We start from the raw sequence: 12,991 nt of genomic DNA, 5'->3' as shown, positions 1-12,991 counted from the left end.
CCCGCTGTGAACGCCTATTCGACGGTGAACTGGATCCGGTGCCAGCCGCTGGCTCCGTTGGGCACCGGATCCGCGCGGTCCTCGGTCTGGACCTCTCCGTTGCGGTCGACGGCGCGGACGGTGACCGTGTGCAGGCCTGGCGTCGCGTCCTCCCACTGGTAAGACCACTGGCGCCACGTGTCCACGGTCGCCTCCGCGGCCAGCGTGGCCTCGTTCCACTCGCCGTCGTCGAGGCGCACCTGGACGGCGTCGATGCCGCGCTGCTGCGCCCAGGCGGTCCCGCCGATCGCCACGGTTCCCGCCGGCACGCGGGCGAAGGAGCGGGGCACGTCCACGCGGGTGGCCAGCTTGATGGGTCCGCGCTCGTCCCACCCGCGGGTGGTCCAGTAGGCCATCTTGTCCTCGAAGCGCGTGACCTCCAGATCCACCACCCACTTGGTGGCCGAGACGTAGCCGTACAGTCCCGGGACCACCATCCGCACCGGGAAGCCGTGCTCCAGCGGCAGCGGCTCGTCGTTCATTCCGACGGCGAGGATGGCGTCGCGGTCGTCCGTCAGGACCTCGAGCGGCGTCGAGGCGCTGAAGCCGTCGATGCTGGTGGACAGGACCATGTCCGCGCCGTCGGTGGGGCGGGCGCGCTCCAGGACCTTGCGCAGCGGGTAGCCGAGCCACTTGGCGTTGCCGACGAGGTCCCCGCCGACCGGGTTGGACACGCAGGTCAGGGTCACGTACGTTTCGTCGAGCTCCATGGCCAGCAGCTCGTCGAACGTCAGGGTGAATTCCTCCTCGACCATGCCGTGGACGCGCAGTTCCCAGTCCGCCGGTTCGATCCGGGGGACGGCGAGGGCGGTGTCGATCCGGTAGAAGTCGGCGTTCGGCGTCACGAACTCGGGCATGCCGGGGATCTCGACGGCGACGCCGTCGGGCAAGGGTTCGACGTCGGTGCGCGGCGCCGGGAGCCGCAGCGCCTCGCGGGTCGCCCCGGCGGCGTTGCGGGCGCCGGACAGGGCCCGGCCGCCGGCGGCCATGGCGGCCGCACCCACCGCGACGATGCCGGTGGCGGCCAGGAACCCGCGGCGCGGGCTGCCGGACGGCGCGCGGGAAGAGGCTCCGGCGTCGTGCTGGGCGGGGTCTGCTTGGGTGGGTGTGGTCCGTGTGGGGGTGGTCCGGGCGGGCTTGTAGGCGGTGGCGCGCGCCAGGAGGAACCGGAGGGCGGCGAGTCCCGCGACGACGCCGGCGATCGTGGGCACCAGGTCCAGCGGTCCGGTGGCCGGGCGGGAAAGCACGGCGAGGGAGATCGCGACGCCGAGGCCGACGATGATCAGCGCGGCGGCCCGGAAGCTGCGGCGGGCCACGACGCCGGTCACGCCGGCGACCAGCGCGGCCACGACGCCGATCGAAATGAACAGCGCAAGCTTGTCGTTGGTGCCGAACGTCGCGATGGCGAAGTCCTTGAGCCACGGCGGGGTGATGTCGATGAACACGGCGCCCATGGCGACCACGGGCGAGGAGGCGGTCGCGAAGAACGCGGAAACGAGTTCGGCTGCGGCGAACAGGACGGCCGCGGAGGCGACCCCGGCGGCCGCGAACGGCCACGAACCGCGGGCGCCGCGGAGAATCCGCCTCGGTGTGGTGTCGGTGTTCATGGTGGAGCCTTCCGTTGTGCCGCTGCCGCCCGTAGCCCGGGCCTGTCGTCGACACCTTGGGTTCGGAACGGAGGCGCCCAACGGATTGCCGTTCCCTGCCTCCATGGTAGGCGCGCCCCGCAGCCGCGCGCCCGTCACAACGCAGCACGCAGACGGGGGAGGCAGCGCGACCGCGCTGGCTCCCCCGCTGTTCCCCCGGTTCCCCGCCCGCGGCGCATGACGCCGACGGGGAACGACTATGCGCGCGTGCGCTTGTGCGGAAGCACGAGCCCCAGGGCCAGCATGGCGGCGCCCAGGACGAAGTGCAGCCAGTTGTCCGCGGTGTTCAGCGGGACGAAGTTGGCCGGCGATTCCATCCCGATGACCATGCCGTAGATCCACAGCACCAGGTAGATGACGCCGCCGAAGACCAGGAACTGCTTCGAGGAGGCCGCGGAGCGCGAGAGCATCAGGCCGGCGACGCCGAAGAGCAGGTGGACGGCGTTGTGGAGCACGGAGACCTGGAAGATGCCCAGCAGCATGGCGCCGGAGTCGTGCCCTGCGAACGTGAGCTCGCCGATGTTCGTGGTGATTCCCGGGACGAAGCCGAGGATTCCGACGAGCAGGAACGCGGCGCCGACCGCGAGCGCGGCCAACTGGACCGGAGTGCGGTGTCGTTTCTGGGTATGGGTGGTAGCCATGTGAGTTTCTCCTTCGGTGCGATGCCGGACGGTGGTGCCGCCCAATAGGTACATAGCCACTTCGGAGCGAAGCCCCGAACGGATTGGATCCGACCGGGGCTTCTTGTGTTTGTTTTTGCGAAAGCGCAGGTCGCGGGCTACAGCTCCTGCAACATGATGGGTTCCGTGGTCGGCTCGGGCGATCCCGTGGAGGGTTCGACCGTGATCCCGAAGTGGGTCACCCCGGCCATTTCCCCGGTGACCATCCGCATTTCGCCGGCTGCGGTCGCCTCAATGCCCAGGAGGCCTGCCGGCGTCGCGCCGTTCGGCGAAATCAGCCACAGCTCGTAGGCCTTGTCCGCCGGCAACTCCGGGAGCCCGTGGGCGGACACGGCCATCATGCCCGCCGAGGGCGCGTAGGCCAGGTTGACGACGGCGCCGCCCTCCATCTGTTGGCTGGCGCTCTTCAGGTCGGAGGCCGCGAACAGGCGTGAGAGCTCCTCGTTGTCGCCGCTGACGGCGGCCAACTGCTCCTGCAGGCGGTCCTGTTCGGAGTTCTGTGTTGCGACGACGCCGGCCAGTCCGCCGGTGGCGACCAGCAGCACGCCCGCGGCGGCCGACAGCCAGCGCACGGTCCGCGGGTTCGCGGAACGGCGCTCGCGCTCGGCACCGAAGTCCACGACGTTGCCGCCGGTCGCGGGGTTCGCCGGGGCCGCGGGATTGACGCCGGAAGGGGGCCAGGTCGGCGCGTGCTGCTCGACGCCCTGCGCCCCGGCGCCGTGTGTGCCGGCGTCGCGAGCTCCGGCGTCGTGGGTCGGGGCGTTGTCCGCCTCGGCCTGGCGCTTGGCGCGGATCGCGGCCATCACGTTGTCCTTGACCCGCTGTGGCGGTGCCACCGGTTCCACGCCGAGGGCCAGCATCGCGGCGGTTTCCTCGAAGCTTTCGGCCTCCTCGCGGACCTCACGCGATTCTGCGGCGTGCGCCTCGAAGGCCTCGCGTTCTTCCTTGTCGAGCGCATTGAGTGCGTAGGCGCCAGTCAGGTGTTTCTGGTCGTTCTCCATCAGGCCGCTCCCAACGTGTCTCGAAGTTTGATCATTCCGTCGCGTATTCGCGTTTTCACCGTGCCCACCGGAACCTGCAGCAGTCCGGCGACCTCGCTGTGCGAGTATCCGCCGTAGTAGGCCAGCCGGATCGCCTCCCGCTGTGCCTCGCTGAGTGTTTCCAGCGCCTTGTTGACCCGTTCGCCGTCGGCCCGGAGCTCCACTGTGTCCTGGACGTCGTCGTAGGACTCCTGGAACTCCTTGATGCCCTGGCGCATGTCCCGCTCGCGGCTGGCCTGGCTGGCCCTGACGCGGTCGATCGCGCGGCGGTGGGCCAGCGTGCAGATCCAGGAGACGGCCTTGCCGCGGGCCGGGTCGAACCGCCCGGCCTGCTCCCACACCTCCACGAAAACCTCCTGCGTGACTTCCTCGCTCTGCGCCTCGTCCCGGAGGACCTTGCGGACCAGGCCGAAGACGATCGGCGAGACGTCGTCGTACAGTGCCTCGAAGGCCGATTCGTCGCCTTTGGCGACTCCTCGGAGCAGGTCCTCCTGCGTGGGCGGGGATTCCGCGTCCGCGACGCGGAGCCATGACATTCGCATGGAGTCTAGAGTCTCACGAACGACGGCGCTGCCGCACACCCTGCCGGGTGTCGCCGCGGCCCCGTGCCGCCCGCGGGCCCCATGCAGCGGGGCCGGCCCGAAGGACGTTCGTTCCTCCGTGCCGGCCCCGCTGACCATTGCTGTCGGCTACTACTCGGCCGGCGGCATCAGCACGGTGTCGATGAGGTACACCGTGGCGTTGGCTGTCTGGACGCCGCCGCAGATGACGCTGGCTCCGTTGACCATCAGCTCGTCGCCGCTGCCGGTGATCTCGACGTCGGCTCCCTGGACCGAGGTCTGCATTCCGACAACCTCGTCGGGGGTCAGCTGGCCGGGGATCACGTGGTAGGTGAGGATCGAGGAGAGCGTGTCGGCGTCCTCGACGGCGGCCGTCAGGTCGGCCTCGGGGATGGCGGCGAATGCGTCGTCGACCGGGGCGAAGACCGTGAACTCGTCGCTGTTGAGGGTGTCAACCAGGTCGACGTCCGGGTTCAGCTCTCCGGAGACGGCCGCGGTCAGGGTGGTCAGCAGCGGGTTGTTGGATGCGGCAACCGCTACCGGGTCCTGCGCCATGCCGGCGACGGAGCCTTCACCGTCCGGAACCTGCTCGGCGTAGCCTTCGCAGCCGGGGCCGACGAGGTTGGCCGCGGGATCCATGGCCGCGCTCTCCGAGGCCGGAGCCGAGGTGGCGGCGGCCGACGAGCTGGCCGGAGCCGAGGATGCCGGCTCTTCCGGGGCGGTTTCGGTTCCTCCGGCGCAGGCCGTGAGTCCAAGGGACGCAACCGCGACCACACCGAGTGCCTTTGCGAACTTGCTGTTCATGCGCTTCATGGTGTTTCTCCTAATGCCTCGGCCCGGGGGCCGCCTGTTTCCCGACCTGTCGGTGCGGGCTGTCGAGGTGAGTTCGGAGCGGGTCCGGGATCGGATTGGATCGGGTTGAGAAACTTTTTTCGGGGATCCCCTGAGGTCCTCCGGCCAGGGCGTCCGGCGAGGCGGGGACGCTGCCCAAGGGGAGGAACCGACGGTGGACAAACCAGTGGATCCGACGGTCAACCACGCGGGGTTCTCCAGTCGTTGCTGTCGGTCCTCGAACCCGGCGGCGTCCCCCACGGCCTTTCCCGGTGCTGGATTCCGGTCGCGTATGAACGGTAGCTGACGCTCCGGTGAAGAGCGGGCGGTTATCCCTTTCCCGACCGGGCCCATGATGCAACGATGAGTTCATGAGTAACCAAAACGACGGCGGCACAGGCCGTGGAAGCAAACGCGCATCGCCCGCGCGCAAGAACAACGACTTCGAACTGGGTAACAGCGAGCTGCGCAACTTGTCGCAGCGGCGGCACGACACAGAGGAAAAACTCGAGAAGCACCTCAAGGAACAGGAGGCCGCCCACCCGAAGCACCCCCATCATGACGGGCACCCCGTTCTGCCCGAGGGCGAGGCCCCCGTCGATCAGAAGTAGGGTGGCGGCCGAGCAGACGCCGGCCGACTGCCGCGTGGCGCGGCCCCGCCGCTAGGGGGCAGTTACCGGCTCCAGCGTCTCGATCCACATCGGCCCTTCGGCGGTGGACGCCCGGTCCGTGGTCTCCAGTAGCCCGTCCTCACCGATCCGGTACACGCTGACGTGGTCGGATCGCTGGCCACACACCAACAAGAAGGAACCGGACGGATCGACGCCGGCTCCACGCGGTTGCGTCTCCGTGTCCGTGGTCCGCAGGAAGGTGAGAGTCCCGTTGTCGGGATCCACTGCGAACGCCGTCACGGTGCTGGAAGAGCGTTCCGTGGTGAACAGGTACCGGCCGCCCGCGCCCAGTTGGACGTCCGAGCACCAGATCGCATCCGGACCCGGGTCGGGGCGTCCCGAGCCGCGCGCGTGTCCGGGAACCAGCCCGAGCTCCTCGGGGACGGATCCGACCACTTGGATCTCCTCGAGCGCGCCCGTGCCCGCGTCGCGGGTGTAGACGGCCACGGTTCCGGTCATCTCGTGGAGCGCGTAGACGACGTCTCCGGAAGCGGAAAACCTCAGGTGGCGCGGGCCCGAGCCCGGCGCCGAGTCGACGTGGCCGGCCTCTTCGAAGGCCTCCTCGGGGCGGTACCAGACGATCCGGTCGTCCCCCAGCGACGTCGCATAGACGAACGCCCCGTCCGGGCTGGGCAGCACGCAGTGCGCCTTGCCGCCCGGGGTCATCCGCACGGGGGCGCCGTCGCCCGGCGCGCCGTCCGCGTCCAGCGGCAGGGCCAGCACGACATCGTCGTGGTAGGAGGCGTTGAAGAGCCACCGGCCGTGCGGGTCCACGGAGAGGTAGGCGGTGCGCGCGTGGAGCGGCGCCGTTCCGACGGCCGTGAGCAGGCCGCCGGTTCCCACGCGCAGGCTCGCGACCGCGGCGGCGTCCTGGTTCAGGCCGGCGTACAGCAGCCCCCGCGCCCGGTCCTGGGCCACCGACCCGACCGACGCCTGCCCCTCCTGCCGCCCGGACGGCGTCAGCTTCCCGGTTTCGGTGTCGAGTTCGAAGCCGTCGACGGCGTTGCCCGCCGGGCAGGAGATGTAAACGTTGACAGGGCTCATCGGTGCGTCCTTCGGGTGGCTGCCGGTTTCCCGTTCAGCCTAGTACCGGCCACTCCGCACTAGTACATGTGCAGGCAGGCGCCGTAGCCGGAGAGGAAGCGTCCACCGCGGGCCCATGCCGAGACGACATCAATGGCATCCTCGCGCGTCAGCCACTGGTTGTCACCCGGAGACGTCCCGGGTTCGTTGCCCTCGTTTCCCATGAGTTGGGCGTACCGGAGGTTCGTCTCGTCCCCCTTGGTCTGCAGCACCAGCCAATCGCCGTCGCCCAGACGGTGGACCAGCTCCGGGATCCGGCCGACGTGTTCGAGGCCGTGCCAGCCGCTGTTCACGTCGCCGACATCCAGCTGCCATTCAAGCGGGACCTCCGGCTCGAACTGCGCCATCAGTTGCTCCAGGGTCCGCAGGTCCGCCTGGGTGAACGTGTCTTGCCGGGGCGCCCCGACCGCTGTCTCCATCATGGTTCCACGCTAGGGACCACCCCCGACACTTTGGCCGCGGGGGACGTGCCCAAAGCGTCGGCGCCGCCCGGTACATTCGTTCTTGCCGAGGGCACCGAACCCGCACCACCGCCGCGGCCCACTGCACATCCCCCGCCGCACACCACAGAAGAGGACGCCATGCGCCCCGAGGAAACCGACCCGCAGGTCGCCGCCGCCCGCGCGGTAGCCACCATCGCGCACCGCGGCCAGACCGACCACGCGGGGGCGGACTACATCAGCCATCCGGCGCGCGTGGCCGGCCGCCTCACGGCTCCCGCGGAGGTGGCGGCCGCCTGGTTGCACGACACCATCGAGGACTGCGGCATCGGCGCCGACGAGCTCCTCCGCGCCGGCATTGCCGAGGACGTCGTCACCGCCGTCGTGCTGTTGACCCGTACGCCTGAAATGGGATCGGACGACTACTACCGGGCCATCCGCGCGAACCCCGTCGCCCTGGCTGTCAAGCTCGCGGACATCGCCGACAACACGGACCCGGAGCGCGTCCGGGTCCTGCGCGCCGGCGACCCGGTCAAGGCGGAGCGGCTGGCCGGCAAGTACCGGCACGCGCTCGAAATCCTCGGGGGTTGAGCCGGTGGACTGGTGGGAACCGCTGGTCGGTGTCCTCGTGGGGTTGGCGGCCGTGTACGCGGTGCTGCTGCTGGCGTTGTGGGCCTACGCCCGCCGGCACCCGGAAACCGTCGCCATGACCGACGCCCTACGCCTGCTGCCGGACCTGCTCCGCACCATCCGCCGCCTCGCCGCGGACCCGTCCATGCCCCGGTCCGTCCGCGTGAAGCTGGGCCTGCTGCTGGCGTATCTCTTGTTCCCGCTGGATCTGGTGCCGGACTTCCTGCCCGTGATCGGCTACGCGGACGACGTCGTCGTGCTCGCTCTGGTGCTGCGCTCCGTGGTTCGGTCCGCCGGGCCCGACGCGCTCCGCCGGCACTGGCCCGGGACCCCGGCGGGACTCGCCGTGATCGAGCGCCTCGCCGGAACCAAATCCGCCGCCCCATAGTCCCCGGCGCCCGCCCGTGAGACGGTGGGCGCATGGACCACGATTTCGATGCGATCATCCTGGGCATGGGCCCCGGCGGCGAGGTCGCCGCCAGCCAACTGATCGACGCCGGGCTGGACGTCGCCGTCGTCGAACGCGAACTCATCGGCGGCGAGTGCGGCTATTGGGCGTGCATTCCCTCCAAGACCCTGCTGCGCCCGGCGGAGGCGCGGTCCGAGGCCGACCGCGCGGCCGGCGTCGGCGGCGCCTCCCTGAATTGGCGGGAGGCCAGCGACTACCGGGACACCATGATCCGGCACCTCGACGACGCCAAACAGGTCGAAGGCTACGCCGGGCAGGGTGCCACCGTGGTCAAGGAGGCCGGACGGGCGATCGGACCGGGACGCGTCCGGGCCGGCGACCGCGAGCTCACCGCGAGGCACATCGTCGTCGCGACCGGCACCGTCCCCGTGCTGCCGGAGCTGCCCGGAATCGACGACATCACTGCATGGACCAACCGGGAAACCTACACGGCCACCACGCTCCCGGCCCGCGCGATCGTCGTCGGCGGCAGCGCCGTGGGGGTCGAGACCGCCACTTTCCTTTCGCGCTTCGGTGTCGAGGTCACGTTGGTGCACCGGGGAGACTCGCTGCTCGGCCGCGACGGCGACGACAGCGTCCTGGAGCTGGAGCACGCGGGCGGGGCCGGGACGGAGGGGAACGACGCCGACTCGAGGGTCGCCGCCGACGTCGTCGTCTTCGCCACGGGGCGGAAGGCGAACACCGCGGACCTCGGTCTGGAGTCGCTCGGCGTGGAGCTGGGACCGAACGGCGACGTCGTCGTGGATTCCCGCTGCCGGGCGGCCGACGGCGTGTGGGCGGTCGGCGACGTCACCGGCGTCATGCCGTTCACCCACGTCGCGAAGTACCAGGCGCGCGTTGCCACCGAGAACATCCTGGGCCGGGACCGCGAGGCCACGTACGGCGGGATCCCCCGGGTGGTCTTCGGAATCCCGGAGATCGCCGCCGTCGGGATGACCGGGCGGCAGGCCCGCGACCGCGGCCTAGGCGTTCAGTCCGTGGAGCTCGATGCCGCCGCGGCGCTGGCCCGGCCGTGGACGTACGAGCGGGAGCCGAAGGCGGTCCTCGGCCTGCTGGCGGACACGGAGCGAAAGGTCCTGGTCGGCGCGTGGGCCGTAGGTCCGCAGGCCGGCGAGTGGATCCACTACGCAGCGCTGGCCGTCCGGGCCGAGCTGCCGATTTCGCTGCTGCGCGACCAGGTTGCCCAGTTCCCGACGTTCCACGAGGCGTATCTGGCCGCGCTGGACAAGTTCGACGTCTGACGGCATCCGGTCCGCGAACGTCGTCACCGGGCGGACCTGCCGGACGATCAGCTTGCTTCGTTCTCGTTGCTGTCCGAGTACTCGGAGACGTCCTCCGGCGGCACGCCGGCGCCGGGTGCCAGCCCGTCGATGTTCCGCAGCGTTCCGTCGAGGCGGTCCTCGGGGTCGTCCACGGTTTCGGGATCCTCGTCCGGCGAGCCTGCGGAGACGGGCGTGGCACCCAGGCCACCGGGGTTGTTCTCCGTCTCCGGGCCCGGCGTTGCGTCCTGCTGCTCGTCGGCGATGTTGTGCTCGGGCCGGTCGTCCTCGGAGACGAACCCGGACAGCTCCTCGTCGGGGTGGCCTTCGGTGGCGTCCATCGCGTGGTCGGTGGCGTCGGGGATTTCGTTGGTCATCGTGTTGCCTTCCTGTGGGCGGATCGGGTCGAAGCGTGCGTGCCTGGACTCAGGCGGCGGCCTTCGCCGGCGCCGTCTCCGCTCCGGCGTCCTCGGCGATGAGGCGGCGGGCCTCCTTGAGCGCCCAACCGGAGTCCTTCTTGTCCAACTGTGCCAGGAGCAGGAGGTTCGCGATCCGCTGTTCGCGGCGGGTGTCGTCCGCCGCGCGCGCCATCTCGATCATCGCCAGCACGCGCGCGTGGGCGCGGCGACCGCGGGCCTCGGAGCCGCTGTCCTCCGCGTCGGTGTCCGCGAGCAAACCGAGTGCCTCGGTCAGGATGTCGTTCATGGTCAGCGTCCCCTGGGTCGTCGGCGCCACAGCACTGTGTCGCCCGTCATGCGATGGCCGTCACATCGACCCTATCCACGGCCTCCGACGGAATGAAACCGATGCGTCATAAGACGTGCGTCACACCACTGGCCGCTTACATGCGCTTTTTGGTGCGCGCCGTCGCCGGCGCCGTCCACGGATCCTCCGGCCAGGGGTGTTTCGGATAGCGGCCGCGCATCTGGGCGCGCACCTGCGCATAGGGCCCGGACCAGAACGACGCCAGGTCGTCCGTCACCGCCAGCGGCGCCCCGCCCGGGGAAAGCAGGTGGAACAACAGCGGCACCCGTCCATCCGCCACGCGCGGCGTGTCCGCCCACCCGAAGCACTCCTGCAGCTTCACGGCCACGACGGGCCTGCCGCCGCCGTCGACGTCCGGGTAGTCGATCCGCACCCGTGAACCGCTCGGCACCTCCAGCCGTTCCGGCGCCAGGTCACCGAGCCGCGCGGCCTCGGGCCAGGGCAGCAGCCGCCGCAACGGGTCCGCCAGCCGGACGGCACCGGAGGGCTTCCCGCCGGCGAGCGCCTCCAGTTCCGGCGCGAGCCAGTCGGCGAGGCGGGCCAGCAGCGCGGGTTCGGAGACGTCCGGCCACGGGTCGCCCAGTTCGCGGTGGAGCAGGGCCATGCGCCGCCGCAGCCCGTCGGCGTCGGCGGACCATCCGATCACGCCCAGCCCGTCCTCCGCGAGGGCGCGGGCCACGGCGTCGCGCCCCTCTTCGGCCGTCGGCCGCACCGGCGTCGAGGACAGCACGATCACACCGAGGACGCGCTCGCGCCGTGCCGCGATCCTGCCCTGCCGGAACCGCGCCTCCACGCGTTCGTGGAGCAGATGGGCGGCGGCGGCCTCTGCGGTTTCTGCCTCCAGCGGGGCCGCGGCGCGGATCACGGCGCCGGTCCCGGCCGCGTCGCGGCCCTGCGCGCGGGACACCTCGGCCACGGCGAGCCATTCGTGGCCGGCCAGCGGGCTCCCGGCCGGAAGACCCGCCCGCGTGCCGGACGCGAGCAGGTAGCTCTCCCCCGGCTTGGACTCCCCCGCTTTGGACTCCACGCGGCGCGCCACCCAGCCCGGGAACGCGAGCGCCACCACGAATCCGAGTGCCTCGCCCGCGGGGACGGGTTCGGCGGGGACGACGCCGGGCCCTTCCTGCCGCGCGAGCCCCTCCAGCCGCTTCGCCTCGTCCTTCCACCGCCGCGCCGCGGGTTCCCGCCCGGAGCGCAGCCCCGCGAGCAGTCGGGTGAGGTCCGCCCCGGGCGCGCGGAGGTCGCCGGAGACCAGAGCGACGGCCTCGGCCGCGGTCCGCCGGCCGACGACGGTGGCCCCGTCGAGCAGCGCGCGGGCCAGCCGGGGGTCGGCGGGCACGCGGGACAACGAACGGCCGAGCGCGGTGGCCCGCCCGTCGTCGTCGACCGCCCCGAGCGCCTCGAGCACCGCGACGGCGTCGGCCATCGCGGCGGCCGGTGGGGCGTCGGGCAGCGCGAGGCCCTCGCCGCCGGGGGATCCCCAACAGGCCAGGACCAGCGCGGCGCCGGCCAGGTCGGCGGCGGCGATCTCCGGCGTCGGGTGGGCGGGGGCGGCCCCGAACGTGCGCTGGTCGTAGCAGCGCACCACCGTTCCGGGCCCCTGTCGGGCGGCGCGGCCGGCGCGCTGGTCGGCGGAGGCGCGCGAGCAGGACACCGTGACCAGGCCGGACATGCCGCGGGTGGAGTCGCGGCGGGGCTCGCGGGCGAGGCCGGAGTCGATGACCAGCCGCACGCCCGGCACGGTCAGCGACGACTCCGCCAGCGACGTGGACACGATGATCCGCGGCGCGCCGCTGGGCCCGCGGCCGGACACGGCGCGGTCCTGCAGCGCCGGTTCCACCTGCCCGTGCAGCTCCAACACCTCCGTGCCGGCGGACCGGCCGCGGAGCCGCGACGCCACGTGGGAGATCTCCCGCGCTCCGGGCACGAAGACCAGCGCGTCGACGTCGGCGTCCTCGGCGAGCGCCCCTGCGTGGGCCGCGGCGGCCGTGTCCGCCACGTGGTCCAGGAACGCCCGCGTCACCCCACGCTCGTCCATCCGGGCCGCCAACGCCGGCGCCCACCGCACGTCCAAGGGGTGCAGCGCGGACGGGCAGTCGACGACGGCGGCCGGGCCGGCGCCGTCGTGCGCTCCGATCAGCGCGGCGAAGCGCGGGGCGTCGAGCGTGGCGGACATCGCCAGGAGCGTGAGGTCCCCGCGGAGCTGGCGGACCTCGCCGAGCAGCCCGACGAGCAGGTCGGTCTCGAGGCCGCGCTCGTGGACCTCGTCGATGATGACAGCGGCGGTGCCGTCGAGGCCAGGGTCGGCGAGGAGGCGGCGCAGGAGGATGCCGGGGGTGACGAATTCGACGAGCGTGTCCGGGCCGGCGTGGCGCTCGCCGCGGACGGTGTATCCGACGCGGTCCCCGAGCGGCGTGCCGTCCAGCGATGCGAGGCGCCGGGCCGCCGAGCGCGCGGCGACGCGACGCGGTTGGGTGACGACGACGCGCGGGCGGTTGGTTCGGCGCGGCGAGGAGGTTTGCGTCGATTGCGCCCCGGCGACGAGATTCGCGACGAGCGGCGGGACGAGCGTTGTCTTGCCGGTTCCGGGCGGCGCCTGCACGACGGCGGTGCCCGCCTCCCCGCCCGCGCCCAGTGCCGCGGCGAGGTCGTTCAGGGACACGGCGAAGGTCAGGCCGGCGCCGATGGACGGGAGGTCGAACGGTGCACTGCGCGCGGGGTCCTGCGGGGCGGAAGTCACCCGTCCATTCTGCCCGCCGCAGGGTTGGCCCCCGCCGCCGCCGTGCCAGGTGCCGCCGCCGTATCGCGCGCCGCCGCCGTACCGTCGTGAACGGCTTTGCGGGACCGCCCGCGCAAACCCCCTTGTCAGCCCATCGCG

Annotated in this window: 14 protein-coding genes; 4 read left to right on the top strand and 10 right to left on the bottom strand. The window is 71.9% G+C overall.

Translation table 11 applies throughout. The features are described 5' to 3' along the window. Positions 1 to 14 precede the first annotated feature (14 nt). The 5 genes from AC0QSG_RS16555 to AC0QSG_RS16535 form a co-directional block, all read right to left on the bottom strand. Positions 15 to 1,646 (bottom strand): molybdopterin-dependent oxidoreductase, encoded by a 1,632-nt coding sequence (locus AC0QSG_RS16555; protein ID WP_475376205.1) that lies wholly within the window; start codon positions 1,644 to 1,646, stop codon positions 15 to 17. 236 nt (positions 1,647 to 1,882) lie between these two features. Beyond that, complete coding sequence (locus AC0QSG_RS16550; RefSeq protein WP_435727396.1) at positions 1,883 to 2,326, bottom strand: DUF4383 domain-containing protein; 444 nt, start codon at positions 2,324 to 2,326, stop codon at positions 1,883 to 1,885. Positions 2,327 to 2,463: 137 nt separating this feature from the next. Next, the gene (locus AC0QSG_RS16545) at positions 2,464 to 3,366 is read right to left on the bottom strand and encodes an anti-sigma factor (protein ID WP_475376204.1); all 903 of its coding nucleotides are present in this window, start codon (positions 3,364 to 3,366) and stop codon (positions 2,464 to 2,466) included. Next, positions 3,366 to 3,941, bottom strand: coding sequence for an ECF RNA polymerase sigma factor SigK (sigK, locus tag AC0QSG_RS16540; RefSeq protein WP_475376203.1), 576 nt, complete (start codon positions 3,939 to 3,941; stop codon positions 3,366 to 3,368). Before sigK ends, AC0QSG_RS16545 begins: the two co-directional genes overlap by 1 nt. Positions 3,942 to 4,097: 156 nt before the next feature. After that, positions 4,098 to 4,778, bottom strand: a complete 681-nt coding sequence (locus AC0QSG_RS16535; protein ID WP_435727390.1) for a fasciclin domain-containing protein — start codon at positions 4,776 to 4,778, stop codon at positions 4,098 to 4,100. Positions 4,779 to 5,167: 389 nt separating this feature from the next. Here AC0QSG_RS16535 and AC0QSG_RS16530 point away from each other — a divergent pair, with 389 nt between their 5' ends. Beyond that, positions 5,168 to 5,407 (top strand): hypothetical protein, encoded by a 240-nt coding sequence (locus AC0QSG_RS16530; protein ID WP_475376202.1) that lies wholly within the window; start codon positions 5,168 to 5,170, stop codon positions 5,405 to 5,407. 51 nt (positions 5,408 to 5,458) lie between these two features. Here the strand turns inward: AC0QSG_RS16530 and AC0QSG_RS16525 are convergent, their stop codons facing one another. Further along, a complete protein-coding gene (locus AC0QSG_RS16525) occupies positions 5,459 to 6,511 on the bottom strand; it encodes a lactonase family protein (RefSeq protein WP_475376201.1) in 1,053 nt (350 codons plus the stop codon). A 59-nt stretch (positions 6,512 to 6,570) separates the two neighbouring features. Further along, positions 6,571 to 6,972 (bottom strand): hypothetical protein, encoded by a 402-nt coding sequence (locus tag AC0QSG_RS16520; protein ID WP_475376200.1) that lies wholly within the window; start codon positions 6,970 to 6,972, stop codon positions 6,571 to 6,573. A gap of 159 nt (positions 6,973 to 7,131) precedes the next feature. Between AC0QSG_RS16520 and AC0QSG_RS16515 the strand changes: the two genes are divergently transcribed. From AC0QSG_RS16515 to AC0QSG_RS16505, 3 genes are read left to right on the top strand one after another with little or no spacing between them, the layout of a single operon-like run. Continuing rightward, positions 7,132 to 7,581, top strand: a complete 450-nt coding sequence (locus tag AC0QSG_RS16515; protein ID WP_435727384.1) for an HD domain-containing protein — start codon at positions 7,132 to 7,134, stop codon at positions 7,579 to 7,581. 4 nt (positions 7,582 to 7,585) lie between these two features. Continuing rightward, positions 7,586 to 8,008, top strand: a complete 423-nt coding sequence (locus AC0QSG_RS16510) for a YkvA family protein (protein ID WP_475376199.1) — start codon at positions 7,586 to 7,588, stop codon at positions 8,006 to 8,008. 32 nt (positions 8,009 to 8,040) lie between these two features. Beyond that, positions 8,041 to 9,330 (top strand): dihydrolipoyl dehydrogenase family protein, encoded by a 1,290-nt coding sequence (locus AC0QSG_RS16505; RefSeq protein ID WP_475376198.1) that lies wholly within the window; start codon positions 8,041 to 8,043, stop codon positions 9,328 to 9,330. A 47-nt stretch (positions 9,331 to 9,377) separates the two neighbouring features. Here AC0QSG_RS16505 and AC0QSG_RS16500 read toward each other — a convergent pair whose 3' ends face one another. From AC0QSG_RS16500 to hrpB, 3 genes are all read right to left on the bottom strand, one after another. Next, positions 9,378 to 9,725 carry a hypothetical protein gene (locus AC0QSG_RS16500; RefSeq protein WP_475376197.1) on the bottom strand — a complete coding sequence of 116 codons (348 nt, stop codon included), beginning with the start codon at positions 9,723 to 9,725 and terminating at the stop codon, positions 9,378 to 9,380. Between the two features lie 49 nt (positions 9,726 to 9,774). After that, positions 9,775 to 10,083 carry a hypothetical protein gene (locus AC0QSG_RS16495; RefSeq protein WP_475376196.1) on the bottom strand — a complete coding sequence of 103 codons (309 nt, stop codon included), beginning with the start codon at positions 10,081 to 10,083 and terminating at the stop codon, positions 9,775 to 9,777. 106 nt (positions 10,084 to 10,189) lie between these two features. Then, complete coding sequence (gene hrpB, locus AC0QSG_RS16490; protein WP_475376195.1) at positions 10,190 to 12,853, bottom strand: ATP-dependent helicase HrpB; 2,664 nt, start codon at positions 12,851 to 12,853, stop codon at positions 10,190 to 10,192. Positions 12,854 to 12,991 lie beyond the last annotated feature (138 nt).

The sequence above is a fragment of the Arthrobacter sp. LT660 genome (genome assembly GCF_056172845.1).
Note: the sequence above shows the minus strand (reverse complement) of the source record. Positions and strands in the feature narration are given on the sequence as shown.